Origin of the sequence: Nitratireductor pacificus pht-3B (assembly GCF_000300335.1) — a bacterium.
GTDB classification, from domain to species: domain Bacteria; phylum Pseudomonadota; class Alphaproteobacteria; order Rhizobiales; family Rhizobiaceae; genus Nitratireductor; species Nitratireductor pacificus.
The window spans coordinates 128,046-151,910 of record NZ_AMRM01000008.1 but is presented as its reverse complement, the minus strand read 5'-3'; the positions used below and the strand labels follow the sequence as shown (position 1 = coordinate 151,910).

Annotated in this window: 26 protein-coding genes; 13 read left to right on the top strand and 13 right to left on the bottom strand. The window is 66.4% G+C overall.

Annotation, left to right across the window (positions count from 1 at the left end):
• The first annotated feature begins 45 nt into the window (after positions 1-45).
• The 4 genes from NA2_RS09285 to NA2_RS09270 are packed head-to-tail and all read left to right on the top strand — an operon-like array spanning position 46 to position 2,652.
• Positions 46-687 carry a lysophospholipid acyltransferase family protein gene (locus NA2_RS09285; protein WP_008596405.1) on the top strand — a complete coding sequence of 214 codons (642 nt, stop codon included), beginning with the start codon at positions 46-48 and terminating at the stop codon, positions 685-687.
• Entirely contained in the window at positions 684-1,634 is a 951-nt protein-coding gene (locus NA2_RS09280; protein ID WP_008596404.1) for a phosphatidate cytidylyltransferase, read from the top strand. Before NA2_RS09285 ends, NA2_RS09280 begins: the two co-directional genes overlap by 4 nt.
• The gene (locus tag NA2_RS09275; protein ID WP_008596403.1) at positions 1,631-2,017 is read left to right on the top strand and encodes a hypothetical protein; all 387 of its coding nucleotides are present in this window, start codon (positions 1,631-1,633) and stop codon (positions 2,015-2,017) included. Before NA2_RS09280 ends, NA2_RS09275 begins: the two co-directional genes overlap by 4 nt.
• On the top strand, positions 2,014-2,652 hold the full coding sequence (locus NA2_RS09270) for a CDP-alcohol phosphatidyltransferase family protein (protein ID WP_008596402.1): 639 nt from the start codon (positions 2,014-2,016) through the stop codon (positions 2,650-2,652). The genes NA2_RS09275 and NA2_RS09270 overlap by 4 nt, the downstream gene beginning before the upstream one ends.
• A 38-nt stretch (positions 2,653-2,690) precedes the next feature.
• Here NA2_RS09270 and NA2_RS09265 read toward each other — a convergent pair whose 3' ends face one another.
• Positions 2,691-3,122 (bottom strand): Lrp/AsnC family transcriptional regulator, encoded by a 432-nt coding sequence (locus NA2_RS09265; RefSeq protein WP_008596400.1) that lies wholly within the window; start codon positions 3,120-3,122, stop codon positions 2,691-2,693.
• A gap of 121 nt (positions 3,123-3,243) precedes the next feature.
• Between NA2_RS09265 and NA2_RS09260 the strand changes: the two genes are divergently transcribed.
• The 4 genes from NA2_RS09260 to NA2_RS09245 all read left to right on the top strand — a co-directional run bounded on the left by NA2_RS09260 (position 3,244) and on the right by NA2_RS09245 (position 6,773).
• The gene (locus NA2_RS09260) at positions 3,244-4,344 is read left to right on the top strand and encodes a saccharopine dehydrogenase family protein (protein WP_008596398.1); all 1,101 of its coding nucleotides are present in this window, start codon (positions 3,244-3,246) and stop codon (positions 4,342-4,344) included.
• Positions 4,345-4,452: 108 nt separating this feature from the next.
• Positions 4,453-5,361 carry a DMT family transporter gene (locus tag NA2_RS09255; protein ID WP_008596397.1) on the top strand — a complete coding sequence of 303 codons (909 nt, stop codon included), beginning with the start codon at positions 4,453-4,455 and terminating at the stop codon, positions 5,359-5,361.
• An 85-nt stretch (positions 5,362-5,446) separates the two neighbouring features.
• Positions 5,447-6,055, top strand: coding sequence for a LysE family translocator (locus NA2_RS09250; protein WP_008596396.1), 609 nt, complete (start codon positions 5,447-5,449; stop codon positions 6,053-6,055).
• Positions 6,056-6,230: 175 nt separating this feature from the next.
• Positions 6,231-6,773, top strand: a complete 543-nt coding sequence (locus NA2_RS09245; protein WP_008596394.1) for a peroxiredoxin — start codon at positions 6,231-6,233, stop codon at positions 6,771-6,773.
• 66 nt (positions 6,774-6,839) lie between these two features.
• Here the strand turns inward: NA2_RS09245 and gndA are convergent, their stop codons facing one another.
• Both gndA and NA2_RS21495 read right to left on the bottom strand, forming a co-directional pair.
• Positions 6,840-8,267, bottom strand: coding sequence for an NADP-dependent phosphogluconate dehydrogenase (gene gndA / locus NA2_RS09240; protein WP_008596392.1), 1,428 nt, complete (start codon positions 8,265-8,267; stop codon positions 6,840-6,842).
• A 152-nt stretch (positions 8,268-8,419) separates the two neighbouring features.
• The gene (locus tag NA2_RS21495) at positions 8,420-8,728 is read right to left on the bottom strand and encodes a hypothetical protein (protein WP_244423619.1); all 309 of its coding nucleotides are present in this window, start codon (positions 8,726-8,728) and stop codon (positions 8,420-8,422) included.
• Between the two features lie 581 nt (positions 8,729-9,309).
• Between NA2_RS21495 and NA2_RS09235 the strand changes: the two genes are divergently transcribed.
• A complete protein-coding gene (locus NA2_RS09235; protein WP_008596390.1) occupies positions 9,310-10,974 on the top strand; it encodes a Na/Pi cotransporter family protein in 1,665 nt (554 codons plus the stop codon).
• 24 nt (positions 10,975-10,998) lie between these two features.
• Here the strand turns inward: NA2_RS09235 and NA2_RS09230 are convergent, their stop codons facing one another.
• The 5 genes from NA2_RS09230 to NA2_RS09210 are packed head-to-tail and all read right to left on the bottom strand — an operon-like array spanning position 10,999 to position 16,691.
• On the bottom strand, positions 10,999-11,751 hold the full coding sequence (locus tag NA2_RS09230; RefSeq protein WP_040677384.1) for a 5'/3'-nucleotidase SurE: 753 nt from the start codon (positions 11,749-11,751) through the stop codon (positions 10,999-11,001).
• Entirely contained in the window at positions 11,726-12,916 is a 1,191-nt protein-coding gene (locus tag NA2_RS09225) for an MBL fold metallo-hydrolase (RefSeq protein WP_008596388.1), read from the bottom strand. Before NA2_RS09225 ends, NA2_RS09230 begins: the two co-directional genes overlap by 26 nt.
• Positions 12,916-13,998 (bottom strand): ABC transporter ATP-binding protein, encoded by a 1,083-nt coding sequence (locus NA2_RS09220; protein WP_008596387.1) that lies wholly within the window; start codon positions 13,996-13,998, stop codon positions 12,916-12,918. Before NA2_RS09220 ends, NA2_RS09225 begins: the two co-directional genes overlap by 1 nt.
• A complete protein-coding gene (locus NA2_RS09215; protein WP_040677313.1) occupies positions 13,986-15,689 on the bottom strand; it encodes an ABC transporter permease in 1,704 nt (567 codons plus the stop codon). Before NA2_RS09215 ends, NA2_RS09220 begins: the two co-directional genes overlap by 13 nt.
• Positions 15,690-15,701: 12 nt before the next feature.
• On the bottom strand, positions 15,702-16,691 hold the full coding sequence (locus NA2_RS09210; RefSeq protein ID WP_008596384.1) for an ABC transporter substrate-binding protein: 990 nt from the start codon (positions 16,689-16,691) through the stop codon (positions 15,702-15,704).
• A 229-nt stretch (positions 16,692-16,920) separates the two neighbouring features.
• On the opposite strand from NA2_RS09210, the gene NA2_RS09205 reads away from it, so the two are divergent.
• On the top strand, positions 16,921-17,910 hold the full coding sequence (locus NA2_RS09205) for a sugar-binding transcriptional regulator (protein WP_008596382.1): 990 nt from the start codon (positions 16,921-16,923) through the stop codon (positions 17,908-17,910).
• A 53-nt stretch (positions 17,911-17,963) separates the two neighbouring features.
• Here the strand turns inward: NA2_RS09205 and NA2_RS09200 are convergent, their stop codons facing one another.
• From NA2_RS09200 to NA2_RS21925, 4 genes are all read right to left on the bottom strand, one after another.
• Complete coding sequence (locus NA2_RS09200; protein WP_040677378.1) at positions 17,964-18,338, bottom strand: hypothetical protein; 375 nt, start codon at positions 18,336-18,338, stop codon at positions 17,964-17,966.
• 77 nt (positions 18,339-18,415) lie between these two features.
• Entirely contained in the window at positions 18,416-19,834 is a 1,419-nt protein-coding gene (locus tag NA2_RS09195; protein ID WP_008596380.1) for a PepSY-associated TM helix domain-containing protein, read from the bottom strand.
• Between the two features lie 196 nt (positions 19,835-20,030).
• Positions 20,031-20,414: a hypothetical protein gene (locus NA2_RS09190; protein WP_210161291.1), complete on the bottom strand. Its 384-nt coding sequence runs from the start codon at positions 20,412-20,414 to the stop codon at positions 20,031-20,033.
• A gap of 108 nt (positions 20,415-20,522) precedes the next feature.
• Positions 20,523-20,672 carry a hypothetical protein gene (locus NA2_RS21925; RefSeq protein WP_157188179.1) on the bottom strand — a complete coding sequence of 50 codons (150 nt, stop codon included), beginning with the start codon at positions 20,670-20,672 and terminating at the stop codon, positions 20,523-20,525.
• A gap of 247 nt (positions 20,673-20,919) precedes the next feature.
• Here NA2_RS21925 and NA2_RS09185 point away from each other — a divergent pair, with 247 nt between their 5' ends.
• Entirely contained in the window at positions 20,920-21,138 is a 219-nt protein-coding gene (locus NA2_RS09185; protein ID WP_008596378.1) for a DUF1858 domain-containing protein, read from the top strand.
• Here the strand turns inward: NA2_RS09185 and NA2_RS09180 are convergent, their stop codons facing one another.
• The gene (locus NA2_RS09180) at positions 21,139-21,843 is read right to left on the bottom strand and encodes a Crp/Fnr family transcriptional regulator (RefSeq protein WP_040677309.1); all 705 of its coding nucleotides are present in this window, start codon (positions 21,841-21,843) and stop codon (positions 21,139-21,141) included.
• Positions 21,844-22,029: 186 nt separating this feature from the next.
• On the opposite strand from NA2_RS09180, the gene NA2_RS09175 reads away from it, so the two are divergent.
• Both NA2_RS09175 and NA2_RS09170 read left to right on the top strand, forming a co-directional pair.
• On the top strand, positions 22,030-22,473 hold the full coding sequence (locus NA2_RS09175; RefSeq protein ID WP_157188178.1) for a pseudoazurin: 444 nt from the start codon (positions 22,030-22,032) through the stop codon (positions 22,471-22,473).
• A gap of 93 nt (positions 22,474-22,566) precedes the next feature.
• Positions 22,567-23,769: an NnrS family protein gene (locus NA2_RS09170; protein WP_008596373.1), complete on the top strand. Its 1,203-nt coding sequence runs from the start codon at positions 22,567-22,569 to the stop codon at positions 23,767-23,769.
• Positions 23,770-23,865 lie beyond the last annotated feature (96 nt).

Below are 23,865 nucleotides of genomic sequence, written 5' to 3'. Positions count from 1 at the left end.
TACATCGCAGCGAAGCCCGCTTCGCGCACAACCATCGGGGGAACCATGAATTTCGTGGCAGGAATCGCCGGGGCGGCGATCATACTGTTCGCCCGCTTCATCACGGCGGTGCGCGCCGTCTGGCAGGGGATCGAACCGGTTCAGCGCCAGCGCGTCTATTTCGCGAACCATGTCAGCCACGGCGATTTCATCCTGCTGTGGACCGTGCTGCCCGACCGGATGCGCCGCCGGACGCGGCCGGTGGCGGGCGCCGACTACTGGCTGAAGTCGCCGCTTCGCCGCTTCATCGGCCGCGACGTGTTCAACGCCGTGCTGATCGACCGCAACCGGGAGAGCCGGACCGACGACCCGATCGCGCAGATGGCCGAGGCGCTGGACAGCGGCGCTTCGCTGATCGTGTTTCCCGAGGGCACCCGCAACGAGACCGACGCCCGCCTCCTCCCCTTCAAGAGCGGGATCTATCATCTGGCCAAGGCACGACCGGAGGTCGACCTGGTGCCCGTCTGGATCGACAATCTCAACCGGGTGATGCCGAAGGGCGAGTTCGTGCCCGTCCCGCTGATCTGCACCGTCACCTTCGGCGCGCCGCTGCATGTGGGAGCCGACGAGGCGAAGGACGCCTTCATCGCCCGCGCCGAGCAGGCGCTTCTCGCCCTCTCGCCCGACACGCGGAGCAACACGCAATGACCGCACCGCATCCCGACCTCATCATGCTGCTCGCCGGACTGGCGGCCATCCTCGTCGTGGCCTCCGTCGCCGGCTTCCTGCTCCAGCGTCGCCTGTCCCCGGACGGTTCGAGCGCCGTCATCGAGAACCTGAACGACCGCATCAAAGCCTGGTGGGTGATGATCGTCCTGATGGGCATCGCGCTCCTGTTCGGCCGCATCGGGGTCGTCCTTCTGTTCGGCTTCGCCTCCTTCGCGGCGCTGCGCGAGTTCGTCACCCTCACCGACACGCGCCGCGGCGATCACTGGGCGGTGGCCGCCGCGTTCTTCGTCGTCCTGCCCTACCAGTACTATCTGATCTTCATCGACTGGTATGGGATGTATTCCATCTTCATCCCGGTCTACGCCTTCCTGCTTTTACCCATCGTCGCTGCGCTCCGCGGCGACACGGACCGGTTCCTCGTGCGCGTCGCCGAAGTGCAGTGGGCGCTGATGATCTGCGTCTTCTGCGTGTCGCATGTGCCGGCGCTGCTGACGCTGCAGATCCCCGGCTTCGAGGGCCGCAACCTGCTGCTCATCGCCTTCCTGGTCGTCGTCGTGCAGTCGAGCGACGTGCTGCAATATGTCTGGGGCAAGCTCCTCGGCCGCACGAAGATCGCGCCCCACCTGTCGCCGTCGAAGACCGTCGAAGGCTTTATCGGCGGCGCGGCCAGCGCCACGCTGCTCGGCGCGGCGCTCTCCTGGATGACGCCCTTCACGCCCATCCAGGCGGGCGCGCTGTCGCTGGTCATCGTCCTGATGGGCTTCTTCGGCGGCCTCGTCATGTCGGCCATCAAGCGTGATCGCGGCGTCAAGGACTGGGGCCATCTGATCGCCGGCCACGGCGGCTTCATCGACCGGCTGGATTCGGTGATCTTCTCGGCGCCGATCTTCTTCCACCTGGTCCGCTACTGGTGGTCGGCCACGTGAGCGGCGCGCTTGCCCGCCTGGCGGGAAGCAGCGTCGTCCACATGGCCGTCGCCTTCCTCGCCATGGGGTCGTGGGCGGTCTTCGCCAACCGGACGCACCCGATGCCCGGACCGCTTCTGGCGGGTCTCGTCCAGGGGTCGCTCTCGGCCGTCATCACCCTGTTCCTGAAGCGTTTCATCGAGATGCTGGTCGCCCGCCACGCGGGCGTTTCCGGGCTGGTCCTGCCGCCGCTCTATGCGGGCATGACCTCCCTGACCCTTCTATACGCCATCCACAGCCTGGCCGGCACGCCGGAAGTCCTGGCGACCATCGCCGTGCCCCTGACGGTCGCCACCTGCTACGCCATCCTCTACACCTATACGCTTTGGAGCGCCCGATCATGAGCGAGACCGAGAACCGCCGGCCGCTGGCCAGCCGCGACACCGGCTGGGCGAAGACCCTGACGCGCTGGCTGGCCGCCAGTCCCGTCACGCCGAACCAGATCTCCATGGCGAGCATGGGCTTCGCCGCGCTTGCCGGCCTCGCCTTCTGGCAGGCGGGCGGCGCGGAGGGCGTGGTGCGGGCGATCCTCCTCGTCCTCGGCGCCGTGTGCGTCCAGCTTCGCCTGCTGTGCAACCTGCTCGACGGCCTGGTGGCGGTCGAGGCGGGCAAGGGCTCGCCCGACGGCGCGTTCTGGAACGAGTTCCCCGACCGCATCGCCGACATTCTGATCCTGGTGGGGCTCGGCTACGGCGTCGGCCTGCCGGCGCTCGGCTTCGCGGCGGCGGGGTTCGCCGTCCTCACCGCCTATGTGCGCGAGCTCGGCCGCGCCTGCGGCCAGCCGGCGGATTTCTCCGGCCCGATGGCCAAGCCGCACCGCATGGCGGCGGTCACGGCCGCCGCCGTGCTGTCGCTCTTCGAGCCGCTGTGGAGCGGCCGCGGCGAGGTGCTGACGATCGCCCTGTGGCTCATCGCGCTCGGCACGCTGTTGACGGCGCTCAGGCGCGCGGCGCGGCTGGTGAAGGCGCTGCGCGAATAGGCATCGGCAGCGAGGCTCACCACCCGACGCAAAGCGCCCTATCGGTCGATCCGCGTCGACAGGATGATTGAGCTCATCGTCCGATCGACGCCCTTCAGTGCGCCGATCCGGTCGATGACGGCGTCGAGTTCGGCCACCGACGGCGCCTCGACGACGATGATCATGTCGTAGGAACCCGACACGGAATGAAGCGCCCGCACGGAAGGCAGCTTCTCCATCGCGGCGATCACCTCGCCCGACAGTTTAGGCGAGACCGTCACCAGAAGATGCGCGCGGATCTGAGCCGCATCATATTCGCCGGACAGGCGCACCGCGTAACCGGCGATCGTTCCGCCGCGCTCGAGGCGCTCGAGCCGGCTTTGCGCCGTCGAGCGCGAGACGCCAAGGCGGCGGGCGATTTCCGACACCGACATGCGCGCGTTCTCCCGCAGCAGGGCAATCACCGCGCGCTCCGAGTCCGATATCGCCATATTGACTTCTTCTCTCGTTATTCTGCTTGAAAGTCGCAATCAGATTACTCAGAACGCATCTTCATTTCAACGCCGCCGCCAGCGACCATTGTCCATCACCAAGAATCGGAAAGGGCATGGGATGAAACAGATCGTAGTGACAGGCGCGGGGCGGATCGGCTCGACGATTGCGGAAATGCTGGGGGCTTCCGGCGACTATGCGGTCACGGTCGCCGACCGTTCCGCCGAACAGCTCGCCGTTCTGCCCGCCCATCCCCGGATCGCGGGCGTCGCGGCGGACCTGTCGGACACGGGAGCGCTGACCAACGTGCTCGACGGTGCGTTCGCGGTCCTCAACGCGGCGCCCTATCACCTGACCGTGCCGATCGCGGAAGCGGCGGCAAGGGCCGGCACGCATTATCTCGATCTCACGGAAGACGTCAGGAGCACGCGCCGTGTGAAGGAGATCGCCGCCTCGGCCGGCACCGCCTTCATCCCGCAATGCGGCCTGGCGCCGGGCTTCATCACCATCGCCGCCAACTCGCTCGCGAAGCGTTTCGACACGCTGCACGATGTCAGGATGCGCGTCGGCGCGCTGCCGCAATTCCCCGCCAATGCGCTGAACTACAATTTGACCTGGTCGCCCGAAGGGGTGATCAACGAATATTGCGAGCCCTGCGAGGCGATCGTCGACGGCCAGCTCAAGGAAGTGGCGCCGATGGAGGGCCTCGAGGAGTTCTCGCTCGACGGCGTGCGCTACGAGGCATTCAACACCTCGGGTGGCCTCGGCTCCATCTGCCAGTCGCTCGACGGACGCGTGCGCAATCTGAACTACCGGACCATCCGCTATCCCGGCCATGCGGCGATCATGAAGATCCTGCTCAACGACCTGCGGCTCGCCGAGCGGCGCGACCTGCTGAAGGAGCTCTTCGAGCATGCTCTGCCGGCAACCATGCAGGACGTGGTGGTGATCTTCGTCACGATCACCGGGCTGAAGAACGGCCGGCTGCTGCAGGAGAGCTATGCCAACACGATCCATGCGGACCCGGCGGGTCCCGGCGCCCACAGCGCCATCCAGAAGACCACGGCGGCCGGCATCTGCACCGTGCTCGACCTGCTCGCCGCCGGCAAGCTGCCCGCCAGCGGCCTCGTGCAGCAGGAAGACATCGCGCTCGACGACTTCCTCGCCAACCGCTTCGGCCGCACCTATCTGCCCGAGGACCGCGCCGCCTGCGCGGCGTAAATCCGGCAGAACCCTGCATCCGGCGGCCAGCGAAATCCCTTCGCTGGCCGTACCGTTTGGCCTCCATGTGACATTGTGCGCCCGGCCCGCCGCCCATAATGTCGCGCAATGTCCGCTGACCGCCCGCTTCTTGGCATTCTCCTGATGATCGGCTTCTGCGCGGTCGCCCCCATGGGCGACTCGATCGCCAAGCTTCTGGGGGCCACGATCCCGCTGATCCAGCTTCTGACGGTGCGGTTCACGGCGCAGGTGGTCTTCCTGTTCCCGATCATCTGGTGGACCGGCACCCGGGTCGCCATGAGCCCGCGCGCCCTGCGGCTGACGGTGCTGCGCACCATCCTGCAGATCATCGGCATCGGCGCCATGTTCCTTTCGCTGCGCTACCTGCCGCTGGCCGACGCGGTGGCGATCGCCTTCGTCATGCCTTTCATCATGCTGGCGCTCGGCAAGTTCTTCCTCGGCGAGGACGTGGGTCCGCGCCGGCTGACCGCCTGCACGGTCGGCTTCGTCGGGACGCTGCTCGTCGTGCAGCCCAGTTTCGCCACCGTCGGCGCGCCGGCGCTGCTGCCGCTGGTGGTGGCGGTTTCATTTGCCGGCTATATGTTGGTCACGCGACAGATCTCCAAGGAAGCGGACCCGCTCGCCCTGCAGGCCGTGAGCGGCGTGTTCGCGACCGTTGGCCTCGTCGGCCTTCTCATCGCCAATGTCGGGCTGGACCTGCCTGTGCTTCGGCTGGTCACGCCGGATCTGCGCGAAATCCTGCTGCTGATCGGCGCCGGTTTCCTCGGCACCTTCGCCCATCTGCTGATGACGTGGTCGCTGCGTTTTGCCCCCTCGACCGTCGTGGCGCCGATCCAGTATCTGGAGATCCCGTTCGCCACGGCAATCGGCTGGCTGGTGTTTCAGGACCTGCCAAACGGCCTGGCCTCGATCGGCATCGCCATCACCATGGCGGCCGGCCTCTATATCGTCCTGCGCGAACGGGCCATGGCGAGGCCCGCGCCCGCGCAGGCCTGACCCGGGATCGGGACAGTGAAAGAGCCGTGGCGGAGCCGCGGGTTCTGCGTTAGATATCCTCAACCTGTTCCCGGGATTGCCCTCCATGATCGCCTGGTCGATTTTCATTCCGGCCTGCTTCGCGCTCAACTGCGCGCCCGGCCCCAACAACATGCTGGCATTCGGCAACGCCGCGCGGCTCGGCCTCGTCCCGGCGCTGCTTGGCGGCCTCGGGCGGCTCCCGGCCTTCGTGCTCCTGATCGTCGTCACCATCGTCGGCCTCGGCGCCGTGCTGGCCGCGTCGGCGACGGCCTTCACCATCATCAAGATGATCGGCGCCATCTATCTCGTCTATGTGGGCATCCAGTTCTGGCGCAAGGCGCGGGCGCTGGCCACGACCCAAGCGCTCGACAAGGCGCTCGGCGCCCTTTTGCGGCGCGACTTCATGATCGCCATCAGCAACCCCAAGGCCATCGCCATCTTCACGGCGTTCTTCCCGCAGTTCATCGACGCCTCACAACCGGCCTGGAAGCAGCTCACGGCCATGGGCGGGGCCTTTCTCCTGCTCGAGATCGCCGCCGTCCTCATCTATGTCGTGGCCGGCGCGGCGGTCGGCAGAATGCTGAAATCGGAGCGCGTGTTCGTCTATCTGAACCGGCTGGTCGGCGGTGTGCTGATTGCCTCCGGCGGAGCGATGGCCTTCAGCCGGTCGTGACAGCATGCTGCGGATTGACGCAGCGTGAGGTCTTTCATTCGCGCCCGCGACATGTTCTATTCCGGCGCCGGTTCCCGGACTATCCCCCCGATCAAGGAACTCAGCCAAACCAACCTCCCGCGCCTCCTTCCCCCTCCCGGCGGGCGGGCGCAGCTTTATTGTCGAAGGACCAGTCATGACGGTTAGAAAAGTTCCCGACGTCACGTTCCGCACCCGCGTGCGCGACGAGACCATCGAAGGCCCGAACCCCTTTCGCTGGGAAGACAAGACCACGGCCGACTACTTCGCCGGCAAGCGCGTCGTTCTGTTCTCCCTGCCGGGCGCCTTCACGCCGACCTGCTCGACCTTCCAGCTTCCCGACTTCGAGAAGCTCTACGCGGAATTCCAGGCGCAGGGCATCGACGAGATCTACTGCGTCTCCGTCAACGACGCCTTCGTCATGAACGCCTGGGGCAAGACCCAGGGACTCGAGAACGTCAAGCTGATCCCGGACGGCTCGGGCGAGTTCACGCGCAAGATGGGCATGCTGGTCGCCAAGGACAATCTCGGCTTCGGCATGCGCTCCTGGCGCTACGCCGCCGTCGTCAACAACGGCATCGTCGAGAAGTGGTTCGAGGAAGAAGGCTTCTCCGACAACTGCCAGAGCGACCCCTATGGCGTTTCCTCGCCGCAGAACATTCTTGAGAACCTCAAGGCCGGCGACGCCGTCGCCGCCTGAGGCATTTCAGATTGAACCAGAAGCCCGGCCGGGTCGCCCCCGCGCCGGGCTTTTTCTTGCCCTGTTCTATTCCGCGGCCTTGTCGATGGTCGCCGGCCAGACGCCGTGCAGATCGCTGCCGCGCCCCTCGATCTCGAAGCCGTGCGCCCCGAAGAAATCGCGCTGGCCCTGGATCAGGTTCGCCGTGCCGCGCGCCTGCCGGCTGGCATCGAAATAGGACAGCGCCGAGGAGAGGCAGATGAGCGGCAGCTCCGCCATCGCGCCCGCTGCCACGACCCGGCGCAGCGGCCCGTGGCACTCCTTCATCAGCGCGACGAAATCCGGCACCATCAGCAGATTGGTCGATGCATCGCCCTCGAAGGCCGTCGCCATCTGGCCGAGGAAGCGCGAGCGGATGATGCATCCGGCGCGCCAGATCTTGGCGATGGTCGACAGTTGCAGGCCCCAGCCGTTCTGCTCCGACGCTCTGGCCATGACGGAGAGGCCCTGCGTGTAGGAGACGATCTTACCGGCGAGCAACGCCTTCTCGAGATCGTCGATCGCCGCCGCCATGCCGCCCGCGCCCGGCCTTCCATAGATTGCCTCGGCGGCGATGCGCTCGTCCTTGCGCGACGAGATGGAACGGGCGGCAACCGCGCCTTCGATGGCGGTCGCCGGAACGCCGAGTTCCTGCGCTGCAATCGCGGACCAGACACCCGTGCCCTTCTGGCCCGCCTTGTCGAGGATCAGCTCCACCAGCGGCCTGCCGGTCTCCCCGTCAACCGCCTCCAGGACGTGGCCCGTGATCTCGATCAGGTAGGAGTTCAGCGGCCCCTCGTTCCAGCGCTTGAAGACGCAAGCCGCTTCCGCCGCATCCATGCCCAGTCCGTCGCGCATGATGCCGTAGATCTCGGCGATCATCTGCATGTCGCCATACTCGATCCCGTTGTGGATCGTCTTGACGAAATGACCCGCGCCCCCTTCGCCCAGCCAGGCGCAGCAGCTTTCGCCCTCGAAATCGGCCGCGATGGCCTTCAGCACCGGCTCGGCGTTGCGCCACTCCTCCCGCGATCCGCCGACCATGATCGACGGCCCGTGCCGCGCGCCCTCGGCGCCACCGGAAACGCCGACGCCCAGATAGCCGATGCCCACGGGTTTCAGCCTCTCGAAACGGCGCTGCGTATCGCTGAACAGGGAGTTGCCGCACTCGATGATCGCGTCGCCCTTGTCGAGCAGGGGGACGAGCTGGTCGATCATGTCATCCACCGGCTTGCCGGCCTTGACCATGATGATGATCGAACGCGGCGTCCTGACGGAGCGGACGAAGGCCGCGAGATCGGCCTCGGGGAGCGCGCGTGCGTCCAGTCCCTCTCGGCGGGCCATTGCCATGAAGTCGTCTATCCTGGCGGACGAACGATTGTTGACCGCTATCGTGTAGCCCTTCTCGGCAATGTTGAGCGCAAGATTCGCGCCCATCACTCCAAGGCCGACAAGCCCGATATCCGCTTCCGACATGAGTTTGCTCTCACTCTGTGATTCCAGAAGGCTTACTATGGACCACCCGCAACGCAGATGCATCACATGATGCGCCGTAGAATGCTCAGAACGGAAAACCCAAAAAGCGCCGGCCCGCCCGGACCGGCGCCCAATCAATAGGAAGACCCGTGCTAAGCGGAGAAGCCGCCGGCTAAACCTCCGACGAGAGCGCCAAGGGCCGTGCCTCCAGCCGTGCCGATGGCGCTGCCGATGGTTGCACCGAGGCCAGCGCCCGCCATGGTTCCGACGGGGGTGAACAGTGATCCGGTCGCGCCGCCGATCAATGCGCCTGCAGCCGTTCCCAGACCTGCGCCGATTGGTCCCCCGACCGCGATGCCGAACTCACCCGCGGTGGTTACGGAAGACAGTGAGGATGATCCGCCGCCACCGAAGCTGATGGGAGCGTGCAGACCGTCCGAACCAACAAAGTATTCTTTCATAATTCAAACTCCGTTCTGAAATATGGGGACCATCCTTTGGGGCCCCTTTGCAAATTGCCGGCGCGGGCCGGCGGCTTAAATGACGAGAGAATCGTCTCCTCGCCACACACCCCTTGTGAACAGGATTCTCACGCGGGACGTTGATGCGCAGCCCGGTTGCGAGCCACTGTCTTTTGAACGGCAGGGCACCCCTGTCCGCTCAATAAATCCTGCCATTCATAATAATAATTAGAAATAATATATATTATACTTGCAATACCCCCTTCTCAAACAAATATTTATTAATTCTTTTCTTTCGTCAATACTGATAATATCCATTTGCTACGGGATTGTGAATTCTCCGGGGAGGAATGCCGACGCCCCAAGCGAAGCTTCCAGAAACTTGACCTCGCGCGGCTCTCCCGCGCTGAGGCGACTCCATGCCGATCCTGGATTTTGAACATTTGTCATTTTAATATTACTAATGTAACATGTAATAGCCAGTGTCGCCGGCGTCTCGAATTGGGCACAATCCGCATTAGCCTGTCGATGATTGGCGACACCGTTCAGGCGTGTCGGCGAATGAAGGTTCTTGAGGTGAGATGAGCGGCTCGGTGTTCTTCCTGCATATGGCTGGCGCCGTGGCGCTGCTGCTCTGGGCGACGCGCATGGTGCGCACCGGGGTGGAGCGCGCCTATGGCAACGTGCTGCGCCAGCGCCTGCGCCGGACGCTCGGGAATCCCGTTCTCGCGGCGCTCACCGGACTGGCGCTCGCCGTCGCCCTGCAAAGCTCCACCGCCGTCACCCTGCTCGTCGGCTCCTTTGCCGGGCTCGGCATCGTCACCGGCCTCGCGGGCATCCTCGCCGTGCGCGGCGCCGAGGTGGGCTCGGCGCTGGTGGTCAAGATCCTCAGCTTCGACCTGACCCTGCTCGTACCGCTCTGCCTGCTGGCCGGAACGGTGATCTTCCTCGCCACCGAACGGCGGCAATGGCGGCAATGCGGCCGCATCCTGGTCGGCGTCGGGCTTCTGATCCTGTCCCTCGAGATGATGGGCGAGGCGTCGGAGCCGCTGCGCCAGAGCACCATCGTCCCGCTGATCGTCGGCTATCTGTCCGGCGATCCGATCACCGCCTTCCTGCTGGCCGCCGTGGTCACCTACCTGTTCCATTCCAGCATCGCGGCGGTCCTGCTGCTGACCACCTTCGCGGCGCGCGGCATCGTCTCGCCGGAGCTCGGCATCGTCATGGTGCTCGGGGTCAATCTCGGCAGCTCCTTCATCGCCCCGATGCTGACGCGCTCGGCGCCGCCGGCCTACCGGGTGGTGCCGCTCGGAAACCTGCTGATGCGCGGTGTCGGCTCGGTGGTCCTGCTGACATGTTTCGTCCTGCTCGACCCGCCCCTGGATCGGCTCGGCGCGGATCCGGCCGACCGCATCATCCACGCGCACATCGCCTTCAACATCCTGATCCTGCTCGCCGGCATCCCGCTGTCGCGCCTGGTGCTGAAGGCGACGGAAGCCATCGTCAGGCTGCAGACCCGTCCCGCGGAGGAAGCCCCGGCTCCCGCCGAGGAAGCCAGTGCCCTGAACGACAACGCGCTCGACAATCCGCAGCAGGCACTGGCCAATGTGACGCGCGAGGCGGTGCGCATGTGCGAAACCATCGAGTTCATGCTGCGCCGCATTCTCGAGCTCTACGAGAAGACCGACCGCAAGGCGATCGACGCGCTGGAAGCGACCGACGACACGGTCGACAAGCGGCATGCCGCGATCAAGCTGTACCTCGCCCGCATCACCGAGCACGGTATGTCCGACGAGGAAGCGCGGCGCTGCCAGGAACTGCTGGGCGTCTGCGTCAAGCTGGAGCAGGTCGGCGACATCATCGTCCGCAACATGCTGGCGCATGTGGAGAAGAAGATGGAGCGCGGCGTCGAGTTCACCGAGGAAGGCTGGCGCGAACTGTGCAGTTTCCATGCGGCGGTGCTGGCCAATGCCCGCCTCTCCTTCAACCTTCTCGTCACGCGCGATGCGGCGACGGCGCGCCAGCTCGTCATGGAAAAGGACCGGCTGCGCGACGTGGAGAAGGAAACCAGCCGGCGGCATTTCGAGCGGCTGCGGCAGGGCACGGAGCAGAGCGTCGAGACCAGCTCGCTGCATCTCGACACGATCCGCGACCTGAAGCAGATCAATTCGCTACTGGCGACGCTCGCCTACCCCGTCCTGGAGGAACAGGGCCTGCTCAGCGGCTCACGCCTGAAGGCCGTTTGAACCGCCGCAGTATCACCGGGCAGGCTATCGAGCCGCCGCGCGCAGGCCTTCCATGAAGGCCGGGGCCAGCTTGGTCTCGCCGAACCAGTTGAGCCGGTTCAGCGTCGCGAAGCCATCGGCGATCATGCTGTTCTCGTCGCCGTCGCTGCGCGCATGGGCGCGGCCGCGCGGCACGATCAGCTCCACCACGTCGCCGTCGTCCTTCACCACCTCCGTCTTGCGGGCGATCTTGTCGCGGCCGATCCTCGGCTGCGCAAGCGGCGCGGGCAGGCGGGTCGGCAGGTTGATGCTCAGCCAGTGACCCTCGATGGCCCAGTCGCCGCGCGACTGCCAGAGGCGTTCGATCAGCCGGGCCAGCCAGTCCGCATCGCCGACCTGCACCTCCGCTTCCTTGACCCGCGAGAAGCCGATTGCCGGCACGCCCCAGAAGGTCGCCTCGCGCGCCACGCCGAGCGTGCCGGAATAGGCAAGGTCCTCGCCGACATTCCGCCCGTCATTGATGCCGCCCACCACCAGGTCGGGCTTCCTGCCGTCCGCGAACAGCCATGCCATCGCCGTGACGATGCAATCCGCCGGCGTGCCGGAACAGGAGAAGCGCTGTTCCCCCAGCCGCCGCATGGTCAGCGGCCGGGCGATGGTCAGCGAGGGGCCGGCGGCCGTGCGCTTGCCGTCCGGCGCGACGATCCAGACATCGTCCGAGAGCTTCCGCGCGGCCTCCACGGCCAGCGCGATGCCCGGAGCCTCGATGCCGTCATCGTTGGAAATCAGAATGCGCATGGACTGCCTCTTTGCCGATCAGATAAGTTTGTCCCGTGCGGAAGCCGGTCTCCAGCGCGGGAAGATGCCGCTTGAGCGCGTCGAGCGCCTGCGGGTCGCAGGAATGGCCGAGCACACAAGGCCGGCCGACGGAGTCCCACAGGGCAGCGTTCTCCGGAAGGGTCGGATGCGTCGGCATGCGGATCCATGCGGCCCTTCCCTCCTCTGCGAGCAGCGCGCCGGGCGACCCGGCCGGCAGGTGGCCGGTCAGGAGAATGGGATGGTTTTGCGCATCGGCGGCGGCGATTGCCGCGCGCGCCGGGCCGGCAACACCCATGCCGTCATGCACGAGGAGCGGGCAGGCGGGAAGCGCATCGCCCTCCCGCCAGTCGGCCGCCAGCGCCAACCGGCGCTCCAGCGTTTCGGCCATGCCCGCCTGCAACGCCTCGCCGGCGCCGATCTGCGCTGCAAGGGGGGCGCGCATTCCGGCCTCGATGGCGAACGGCCCGTCGATCGCCGCCATCAGCTCCAGCGAACGTCCCGAAAGGGGCGTCGGCAGCAGGCAGCCGCCGGCATGCGCGCTCACCCAGTCGGCGATCGCGCGCGCGCGCTCCGCGCCGGAAACGGGGTCGGCGCCATAGGACGCGTCGAGCATGAGGAGATCGCAGGAAGGCAGGGGCTGCATGTGGAAGACGGCGCTGTTGGGCACCATGTCCGCGGCGTAGACGGCTCGAAGCCCCACGGCCGTCACCGCGAACCAGACACCGCCGACCACATGGCCGGACGGGCCCGTTTCCACATGCAGCGCCCCCGCCCGAAGCCTGTCGCCCGGCCGGAACAGCCGGATCTGCGCGTCCGGCGGGGGAAAGCGCTTCAGTTCTTCCGGGTCGGCATACTGAGCCAGCGTCGCCGGCATCTCGGCGCGCGTCTCATGCGTCATGTAGATCGGCCCGCCGTAACCGAGCTTCACGAGCCGGCAAAGCGCTCCGATGTGATCCTCATGGGCGTGGGAGATGAACAGGGCGTCGATCTCCGAGACCGGGCGGGCAAGGCGAGGATAGTAATCGTCGCCGGCGGCGCCGACCTTGATCCCCGCATCGAGCATGATGCGCGTCTCGCCGTCGGTGACCGCGACGCTCGTCCGCCCCTTCTCGCCGAACCCGCCCTGAAGATCGACCTGCAGCATCAGGCCCCCTCGCCCGCTGCCGGGATGAGCCAGCCCGAGGTGAGCCGAAGCCGCGCGCGGTCGCCCGCCGCGAAGCTCACCGGATCGGGCTGGTCGAAATGCAGGCAGGTCTGCTGGGCGCCGTCCGGCTCGAACTCGATGCGCGCCGCGCCGCCGCGATAGACGGCGCGCGTCACGCTTCCGTCGAACCCGTCGCCCTTGCCCTTCACCGCCTCGATCTGCGAGGCGCGGCAGCAGATGCGCGCATCGCGGCGCGGTTTCTCGCCGGGGCGGCAGCGCACGACCAGTTCCTGGCCCAGCACACGGACCTTGCACTCGCCCTTCTTCTCGGCGGTCAGCACATCGGCCGGAAGGACCATGCCCTGCGAGATGAAGGAGGCAACCATTTCATTTGCCGGCTCATGATAAAGCTCGCGCGGCGTGGCGAGCTGCATCAGCCTGCCATGATCCATCACGGCGATGCGGTCGGCCAGCGCCATCGCTTCCGCCTGATCGTGCGTGATGTACAGGATCGTCGTGCCGGTGCGCTTGTGGAAGTCGGCGAACTCATCCTCCATCGACGCGCGCAGATGCACGTCGAGATTGGCCAGCGGCTCGTCGAACAGCACCAGGCTCGGCTCGGCGACCAGGCAACGCGCCAGCGCCACGCGCTGCCGCTGGCCGCCCGACAGATTGGCCGGACGCCTTTCGCCATACTGTTCCATGTTGACCAGCGCCAGCGCCGCCTTGACCCGCGCCTCCCGCTCGGCGCGGGAGACGCCCGCCACCTTCAGAGCATAGCCGATGTTCTCGGCAACGCTCATATGCGGCCACAGCGCGTAGTTCTGGAACACGATGCCGACGCGCCGCTTCTCCGGCGGGACGTTCATCTGCGGCGTGGAGACGTCGCTGCCACCGATGCTGATGCGGCCGCCGGAAACGGTCTCGAACCCGGCGATCATGCGCAGCAGCGTGGTCTTGCCGCAGCCCGACGGCCCCAGAACGGCGAGGAACTCGCCGTCGGCCACCTGGATGGATACCTTGTCCAGCGCGTTGGTCTCGCCGAAGCGCTTGGTCACGTTCTCGATGCTCAGTCCCGCCATGGCAGCACTCCGTCCGGTAGTCGTTTTGCGAAGAGGCTGGCGAACAGCATCAACAGGAAGGTGGTTGCGACCATGATGGCCGAAACGGCCGCCGCATATTTGGAATCGCCGCCCTGCTCGAAAGAGAAGATGACGACACCGATGGTTTCGGATCCCGACGACCACAGCAGTGCCGAGACGGTGAGCTCGCACAGCGCGGTCATGAAGATCAGCAGGCCGCCGGCGATCGCCGCCGGGGCGATCAGTGGGAAGATAATGGTGCGCATGCGCGTGAACAGCCCGGCGCCCGCCACCTGCGCCGCCTCCTCGAGCGCCCGGTCGAGCTGGAAATAGCCGGTGACCGTCGGCCTGACGGCCAGCACGAGGAAGCGCGCGAGATAGGCGTAGAGGATGATCCACACCGTGTTGTAGATCTGGATGCCGGTAATCGGCATCGGCTTCAGGAACAGAAGCAGCGAGGCGATGGCCAGCACGACGCCCGGCAGGGCGTAGGGCAGTTCCACCGCCAGGTTGAGCGCCTTGATCCAGCGCTGCTTGCCCCAGGCGATGACATAGGCGAGCGGGATCGCCGCGAAGACCGCGAACGCCGCCGCCGCCGCCGACAGATACAGGCTGTTGAGGAAGGCCCGGCTGGCGGCCGCATGCTCGAAGACGACGAAGCGATAGTTCTCGAGCGTCGCCGTGTCGGCGCTCAGCGTGACGCCGTAGCCGCGCACCAGCGAGGTCAGGATCAGCCCGAGCAGCGGCAGGACGAGGATCACCGCGATCAGCGCCCACATCCCGAGCTCGACCGGCACCCGCCACGCGCCCAGCTGATAGGGCGCCGCCGGCAGGGAGGTGGAGGTGATGCGGAAATCGCGCCGCTTGCTGATGCGGTCCTGCAGCACGATGCCGACCATGGCGATGACGCCGATCAGCACCGACAGGAAGGCCACTTCCGACAGCACCGCAGGCCCGCCGCCGGCAAGGCGCTGGTAGATCAGCGTCGGCAGCACGAGATAGTTTGCCGGAATGCCGAGGAAGGCCGGAATGCCGAAATTGCCAACGCAGGACACGAAGGTCAGCGCCGCGGCGCCGACAATGGACGGCGTCATCAGGGGGAGGATGACGGTGCGCAGCACGGTGAACCAGCCGGCGCCGCTCGACTGCGCCGCCTCGACCAGTTCGCGCGGCAGCTTGCGCAGGCCGGCCCGGACGATCAGGAAGACCAGCGGCGCATACTGGATGCCCAGCAGCAGAACGATGCCTTCAGGAGAATAAAGCGGGTTCGGCGTGCCGATCGGCGGCGCCATGCCGAGCATGTTGAGCATGGGGCTGGACGGCCCGAAAAGCTGCAGCCAGGCGAGCGCCGTGACCTGCGGGGCGATCATCAGCGGCGTGACGAAGCACAGCACGAAGGCCTGCCGGTGCCGCACGTCGCTCAGCGAGACGAGCACGGCGACGGCCACGCCCATGACCAGCGCGAACAGGGTGCCGCCCAGGCCGACGCAGAGCGTGTTCCACGTGGCGACCCAGGTGGTGTTGCTGACGAGGCCCGAACGGATCACGTCGAGCGAGAAGCTGCCGCCCGGCAGCACGACTTCCTGCAGGAGCCGCGCCATCGGCAGCAGCGAAAAGATGACGATGATCGCGACGATCCCCGCCGTCAGGGCCATCTCCTGGCCCTGACGTTCCTTGCGTACAAGCGACATGTGCCGGTGACCTCAGCCGCCGAACATGGAGGAGAATTTCTCCTTGTTGCCGCCGATCTCGCCGACGACCTTCGGCACGTCGACCGACATGATGTTGATCTCGGTGCCCTCGGGCAGCCAGTCGGGACGGCCGACAGACGGCTTGGCCGGCAGATAGCCCTGCTTCAGCGCCAGCTTCTGGCCGTCGTCGGAAAGAATGAAGTCGACGAACTTCTTCGCCGCGTCGGCATTCTTCGCCGTCGACATGATCGCCACCGGCTCGGTCACCGCGGTCACGCCCTCTTCGGGGAAGACGAACTCGATGGGCGAGCCGTCCTTCTTGGCGTTCATCGCCATGAAGTCGACGAGGATGCCGTAGGCCTTCTCGCCGCTGGCGACCGACTTCAGCACCGCGCCGTTGCCGCGCACGCTGACCAGCTCATTGGCCTTCAGCTTCTCGAAATAGTCCCAGCCGAGATCGTCACGGGCGACGAAGGCGGAGAGTAGGTAGGCGGCAGCGCCCGAATAGAGCGGGCTCGGCATGATGGTCAGGCCCTTGTAGGCCTCGCCGGTCAGGTCAGACCAGTGCTCCGGCTTCTCGGCGGCCTGGGTGTTGTAGGCGATGCCGGTGGTGATCAGCTTCGAGCCGAAATAGGTCTTGTCCGCGTCATAGGCGGCGGCCTCGAAACCTTCCACATTGGCTTCCGGATAGGCCATCAGGTGGCCGTCCTTCTTCAGCGTCTCCATGCTGACGGCATCGGCGATCAGCAGAACGTCGGGCTGCGGGCTGCCGGCGGCGAACTCGGCGGCCAGCTTGGTCATCAGGTCGCTGGTGCCGGAGCGGAAGATTTCCACCTCGATGCCGGGATTGGCCGCCTTGAAGGCGTCCACCGTCGCGGCGGCATCGGCGTCCGGCTGCGAGGTGTAGAGAACCAGGTCCTCGGCGAAAGCCGGAGCGAAGGATACGGATGTGAGCAGTGCGGCGGCCAGGGCAACCTTGCGGATCATGTGTTTGCGTTCCATCGAAATGGACTCCTCTGTTTGCATCTACCGACAATCGAGATGTCGGGACTCCTCCCGTGCATGCGCAATATGACAGGCAGGTAACAACTGCGCCCGATAATTGAATATGAACATATGTTTTCAGTCAATAACAAAAGAACGCAATAAAATTTCGTGATTTTGCGCTTGCATTCCACCCTCAGGCCGGTCTCGCTATGACCTCGCCTGGGCAGGAGAGGGAATCAGCGCGGTGTCGAAGAAGACGAAGAAGAGGAAGGAAGGCGCGCCAACGCTTTCCTCGGCCGATCTCAACGTCAAGATGGCCTGGCTCTACCATGTCGAAGGGTTGACCCAGGAGCGCATCGCGAGCCTTCTCGACGTCAGCCGCATGAAAGTGATGCGGGCGCTGGCGGCAAGCGCCGAGGACCACATCGTCGTCACCACCATCAACGCCGACACAGCCGACCAGGTGGCGCTGGAGCGCCGGCTGGAGAAGCGCTGGAACCTGAAAAGCGCCATCGTCGTTCCCGAGCCGCAGGAGACACGGAACCTGGAGCGCGCCATTGGTCATGCGGTCGCCCGTTACCTGGAAGAGCAGTTCGTCGACGGCATGACGCTCGCCATCGGCGGCGGCGCGACCCTGCATGCCAGCCTCGCCTTCATGGCACGGCGCGAATTGAAGGATTCCTCCGTCATCGGCCTCGTCGGCAGCCTGCCGCACTCGCAATGGATCAACCCGTCCATCGTCGCCACGAAGGTGGCCGAGCGGCTGAAGGTGGACAGCTACCAGATCAGCGCGCCCGTCATCGTCGACGATCCTGCCCTGCGCGACCGGCTCTGGGAACAGGCATCGCTGAGCGACGTGCGCCAGCGCGCCGCGAAAGCCGACATGGCCCTGCTGACGGTCGGCGAGGTGTCGGCCGATGCCACCATCTTCCGCCATGGCATCGTGCCGCAATCGCTGATCGGGCCGCTGCGCGAGAAGGGCGCGGTGGCCAACATATTGTGCCATTTCGTCGACCGCGAGGGGCGCCTCGTCGATCACGAGGTGAACCGGCGCATCATGGCTATCGACCTGGAGACGGTTGCCCGCACCCCGCATGTCATCCTGGCGGCGGGCGGCGAGCAGAAGGTCGCCGCTATCCTGGCGGCGCTGCGGACCGTCTCCGCTGAAGCGCTGATCACCGACGCCGCGACCGCGCGCCTGCTGCTCGAGGAAGCCGGCGAAGCGGAGGGCTGAGGCCCACGCATCGCCAGCGGGCGTCAGGTGGTTTCACCCGACGGCGAACCGGCTCAGATCAGCCCGCGTTCGCGCATGAAATCGTCGAGGCCGACATGCGTCGTGGCCTCGAACTCCTTCACCGCCTCGATCATCGCGCGGCGCTGCGCGGCGATCAGCAGGATCACCTGCCGCATCTCGCCCGAAATGCCGAAGCGCGACCAGCGGTCGGCCAGATGCGCCGGCAGGCCGGCGGCGGCGCAGAACGCCTCGATGCTGTCGTAACCGAGATCGGCCACGAGGCTCAGCGTCTCCTCGGGCGTCGAGCGCGGTTCCAGCGCGTGGTCCTGAAAGCGCTGCGCCAGGAGGCGGATGTCGCCCGGATGCGGAGCATTGGCGAGCACCTTGCCGATCAGGGATGGAACGCGGGCGGATTTGTCGCTGTGCATGTCGGTCTCCATTCGCATCGATCATAAGCCGGGAGCGGGCGGCGCTCAATCGGAAACGCCGCCCGGCGACAAACCGCCTATCCGACGAACCGCGCCAGCCTGGGCGACCTGCTGATCACCAGGATGTCGAGCGCCATCAGGACGAGCAGCGTGATGCCGACCAGCGGGAAGGCCAGCGACACGAGCAGCATCACCGTCATCGCCCCTTTCCACAGGGGCATCTGCGCGGGCAGTGGCGGCGCCATCAGCCGGAAGGTTCTCGCGGGGCGGCGCAGCCACCACATCGCCACGCCGCTGACGCAGAGGAAGACCACCGCCAGGCAGAAGACCGTGTTGAGGACAAGGTTCCAGACGCCGAGATCGCCTTCATGAAAGGCGATCCCGACCGCCATCGCCTTCGCCGCGAGGGAATAGTCGGCGAACCCGACATCGGCCAGGATGCGGCCGGTATACTGGTCCACATGCACCGTCCGGTCGGCGGTGGGGTCGGTCGAGTCGTTGCTCATGGAATCCTGCGTCAGGGTCCAGACGCCGGCATTGCCCGAAGGCGTGACGACGCGAAAGCGCCCCTCAAAGCCGAGCGACCGGCCAAACGCGACGATCCGGTTGAAATCGAACGGCGCGGCGCCGGAAACGCCGGCTGTTCCCGCCTGCGATCCCGAGACCGGCAGGGGCGTCTGCTCCAGCGTCCACGGCACGTCCTTCGTGGCGCCGTGGTTCATCGAGGCGTGCGTCTCGTCCGACAGGGGCACGGCGTCCCATTTCGTCGCCGGGAACGTGTTCCAGGCCTGCACCAGTTTCTCACCCCAGATGCCGGACCAGGACAGCCCGCTCAGCAGGAACACCAGCAGCAGGAGCGCCACGTAGAGACCCGTCGTCTTGTGCAGCGTCTTCCAGAGCTGCCGGCCGCGCTGGCCGCGCGCCGGCAGGAACGCGCGAGCGGCGCCCTCGCCGTCCCTCGGCCACCACAGATAGAGGCCGGTGACGATGAGCACGACGCCGAGGCCCGCCGCCAGTTCGATCAGCCGGTCGCCCAGGTCGCCGATCAGCAGCGTGCCGTGAATCCCGGTGGCGAAGTCGTACCAGCCGGCCTGCCGGTCCCAGACTTCGATGACCGTGTTGGCGTAGGGGTCGATCGCGACCATCAGCCCGCGGCCCTCGTCGTCGAGGCGGAACACGGCCGCGCGGTCGGCCGCCGTCGGGGCGATGTATTCCACCACGCGGCTTTCGGGGAAGGCGGCATGCGCCGTCGAGGCCTGCGCCAGCACCGTGGCCGCCGGACCATTCGGCACAACGGCGATCTTCTCGCCGTCCCGGCCGTCGATGGCGCTGATCCACAGCATCAGCAGGCCCGTCGCGGCGAGCATCACCAGAAACGGCGCCACATAGAGGCCCGCATAGAAATGCCAGCGCCACGCCGCCAGATAAAGCATCCGCGCCAGCGCCCCCTCCCGTGCAGGCGAGGCGGCGGCCGGCGTGCCTTCGAGGCTATTCATCGCCGCCTCCCTCGGGCAGGTGCGGCGGATGTTTCGGCTCGGTCAGGATTGTCGAGCCGGGTGTTTTCCCGAAGGAAAACGGGGTGATGGACGGCATGGCCGCCACCGGGGAATGCATGCGGATTCGCATCTCGGTATCTCCATAGGCGCAGAAAGATGACCGTCAACGAGAACGATGGCGGTCGTCAGGATTGCTTCAGATGGAGAAGGATGGGGGTGCGCGCGCTTCCGCGGCGAGGCCTTGCGCATGGGCAGGCATGGGCAGGGCCGACGTCGGCCAGCGCGGGGCGGCGGAGACCGGGAAGGTCAGGTCGAGGCCGGCAAGAGCCGCCGGCAGGGCGGGAGAGAGCACGCAACCGGTACGGCACTGCGCGATGCAGCAATCGTGCACGCTGCCGCCCGGCCGCTCTCCGTTTCCCGGGAGGACCGGCGCATCGGAAGCCGGCGTGCACAGGACGAAGCCGGCGGCCGTGTCGCCCCCGGCCATGACGCCACCGGCATAAGCGGTGGCGACGCCCTGGAAGATCAGCAGATAGGCGATGATGCCGGCCATCAGGCCAGCCGCAACACGGTCCCGCAAAATCGTCCGAATGGCGTTCATCAGGCAGCGGTCGCACATTCCCGCGGCAATGTCACTGCCTCAAATCAGCCGCTTCCGCGCGGGAGCGGGACGCTTCGCGTTGCCGTTTCACACAAACGCCATCACGACGACCGCCCCGACGACGATCAGGACCAGCCCCCAGATCAGCATCGGGAGCAGGCTGCTGTCGGGGTGGATGCCGGGTCCGGCGTCGAGCGCGTCCCGCGCCCGCCCGTCGGGCTTTGGTGTCTGGGCCATGTGTCATCTCCGTTCGAAGGCGCGTTTCCGCTGGAGCACCGGACCGAAAAGCGGCCTCCGGCTTCCGGGTTGTTGCGACGCTCCACCAGTCATCTGGATCGTCCCGATCCTACCGGCCTGCGCCCGCGGTTCTTTGTTCTGGCGCAAATTATTCGGGGAAGAGGAATGCGCTCCTGTTTGAGCCAGCACAACGACGCGGACGGCCCCGGCGGCCTAGGATGCCGATCTGATGCCTTGGAAAACTGCGATGAAATCGAAGGTCACGGAAGACATGTCGATGGACGAGATCATGCGTCGATGGCCCGCGACCATCCCGGTGATCCTGCGCCACCGCATGCTGTGTGTCGGCTGCCCGATCGCGCCGTTTCACACCATGGCGGATGCCTGCCGGGAACACGATATCGACGGGAGCGCGTTTCGCGATGCGATCAGGCGCGCCATCGGAGCGGGCGACGGTCCTGCCTGATCAGCCTTTCCTGGCGCGGCCGCCCGCCAGCAGGAACAGCCGGTGCGGCTCCACCACGGTCACCTTCTGCCGCCCGCTGCGGACGAGGCCGTCGGCCTCCCAGGCGCTCAGGAGCCGGCTGACCGTGTGCAGCGTCGTGCCGGTCATCTCGGCGATGTCCTGCCGCGAGATCGGAAAGTCGATCAGCACGCCCTCTTGCGTCTTCTTGCCCGTCTGGTTCGCCAGACGAAGCAGGCCGTGGGCGACGCGCTGCTCGACCTGTTCCGTCGACATCTCGACAACGCGCGTATGCGCTTCCTGGAGGCGCGCGCCGACGGTCCTGTAGGTGTCGGCTCCGAAGCTCGGATAGCGCGTCGAGAAATCGGACCACAGCCGGCCGGGCCAGGCCAGCACGACACAATCCACGGCCGCGATCGCGCTCGCCGGATAGGCTTTCAGCCCCAGCGCCTGCGCGATGCCGAGGAGTTCCCCGCAACTGATGTATCGCACGATCACCTGCTGGCCGTCCGGCGTGGTCTTGACCACCCGCACGTGACCGTCGAGCAGCAGGAAGAAGTTCTTCGCTTCCTCTTCCTGTTCGAAGATCGCCGCATCCTTCGCAACGCGCAGCGAGCGGGCCTCGCCGAGAACATGGTCGAGCGCCGCCGGCTCCAATCCCTGAAACGGCGGCAGTTCGGCGATCAGCGAGCGGTCGAGCTGGGTCACGGCTTCCCCGGAAAGGCTTGCAGGCAAGGGCACTGTCCCATCTGGGCCGACCGACCGCAAGCTTTTGCTCCGAAGGGGAAACGTCTTTGTTCGGATTAATTTGCGCTGCGACAAATACCGCTCCCGTGAACCTCCCTATAACCGCCCCGTCGGCGCAACCCATGCCGACGGGAAAGGACCGAGACTATGAATAAACCGACAATGATGCTGGCGACCGCGCTGACCGCGCTGTTCATGACGGGAACAGCGCAGGCAGCCGATCACCAGGTGCAGATGCTCAACAAGGGCGACAAGGGAGCCATGGTGTTCCAGCCCGATTTCATCGTGGCCCAACCCGGTGACACGGTGACCTTCCTGCCGACCGACAAGAGCCACGACGCCCAGTCGATCAAGGGGATGATCCCGGAAGGCGCCGAGCCGTTCAAGGGCAAGATCAGCCAGGAGATCACGGTGACGGTCACCGAGGAAGGCGTCTATGGCGTGAAGTGCCTGCCGCATTACGGCATGGGCATGGTGGCGCTGATCGTCGTCGGCGAGCCGACCAATCTCGAACAGGCAAAGACGGTGAAGCATCCGGGCAAGGCCAAGAAGGTGTTCGCCGACCTGCTCGAACAGGCCGCCGCCAACTGAGCGATGCCGGCCGAATGAGCCGGCCCGACATCCCCCGAACCGACCGGACCGGCCGCGCCCTGTCCGGTCAAGCCGTTTGAACGAGGTAGCGGCATGGCTGTCCCACGCACCAGACCCAGCGACCTTCCCGCCGTGCTTTCCTATGGCTTCCGGCCGTTCTTCCTGCTCGGCGCACTGTATGCCGGGCTCGCCGTTCTTTTCTGGCTGCCGCTTCTCTACGGCCATCTCGAAACCGCGAGCGTCTTCGCGCCGGTCGACTGGCACGTCCACGAAATGGTGTTCGGCTATGTGGCGGCGATCGTCACCGGGTTCCTGCTGACGGCCATTCCCAACTGGACCGGACGCCTGCCGGTGCAGGGATTGCCGCTGCTGGGCCTCGTCCTGCTCTGGCTGGCCGGTCGCCTCGCCGTCTTCTTCTCGGCGCAGATCGGATGGCTTGCGGCGGCCGCCATCGACTGCGCCTTCCTGCTGGCGGTCGCCGGCGCGGCGGCGGTGGAGATCGTCGCCGGGCGGAACTGGCGCAATCTGAAGGTGCTGGCGCCGGTCGCCATCCTGCTGGCGGCCAACATCCTGTTTCATCTCGAGGTGCGTTCCGCCGGCTTCTCCGACACCGGAAAGCGACTGGGGATCGCCGCCGCCATCGTGCTCATCACGATCATCGGCGGGCGCGTCATACCGAGTTTCACGCGCAACTGGCTGGTGCGCGAAAATTCGGGGCGCCTGCCCGTGCCGTTCAACCGCTTCGACATGGCGGTGATCGCCGGCTCGGCGCTGGCGCTCGGCCTGTGGACATTCCGTCCCGAAGACATGGCGACGGGAGTGCTCCTCGCCGTGGCGGCGAGCCTGAACGGCGTCCGGCTCCTGCGTTGGGCAGGCCACCGCACGCTGCGCGACCCGCTGGTGCTCATCCTGCATATCGCCTACGCCTTCGTGCCGCTCGGAATGGCGCTCGCAGCGGCAGCGGCCATCCTGCCCGGAACGGTCGCGGCAGCGGCGGGGATCCATGCGTTCGGAGCCGGGGCGATCGGCAGCATGACGCTTGCCATCATGGTGCGGGCGACGCTCGGTCATACGGGGCGGCAGCTCAGCGCCGGCGGGGCCGGCTCGTTCGTGTTCGCCGCCGTGCTGATCGCGGCGGCGGCCCGCATCGCCGGCGCGCTGGGCCTGCCCGGAGACTGGCCGATGCATCTCGCCGCCACGGCCTGGGCCGTCGCGTTCCTCGGCTATGCGGCGCTCTATGGCGGCATGCTTCTGCGCCCGCGCCTGCAGGCCGCCGCCGCGCCGAAACAGGCCTGAGCGCGGTGTGATTTGCTTGCGTTTGCGCAAAGAGCACCCCGCGCCTGCGGCGTAGGTTTCCTCATGCATCTTCCTTGCACGACAGAAATGGACAAC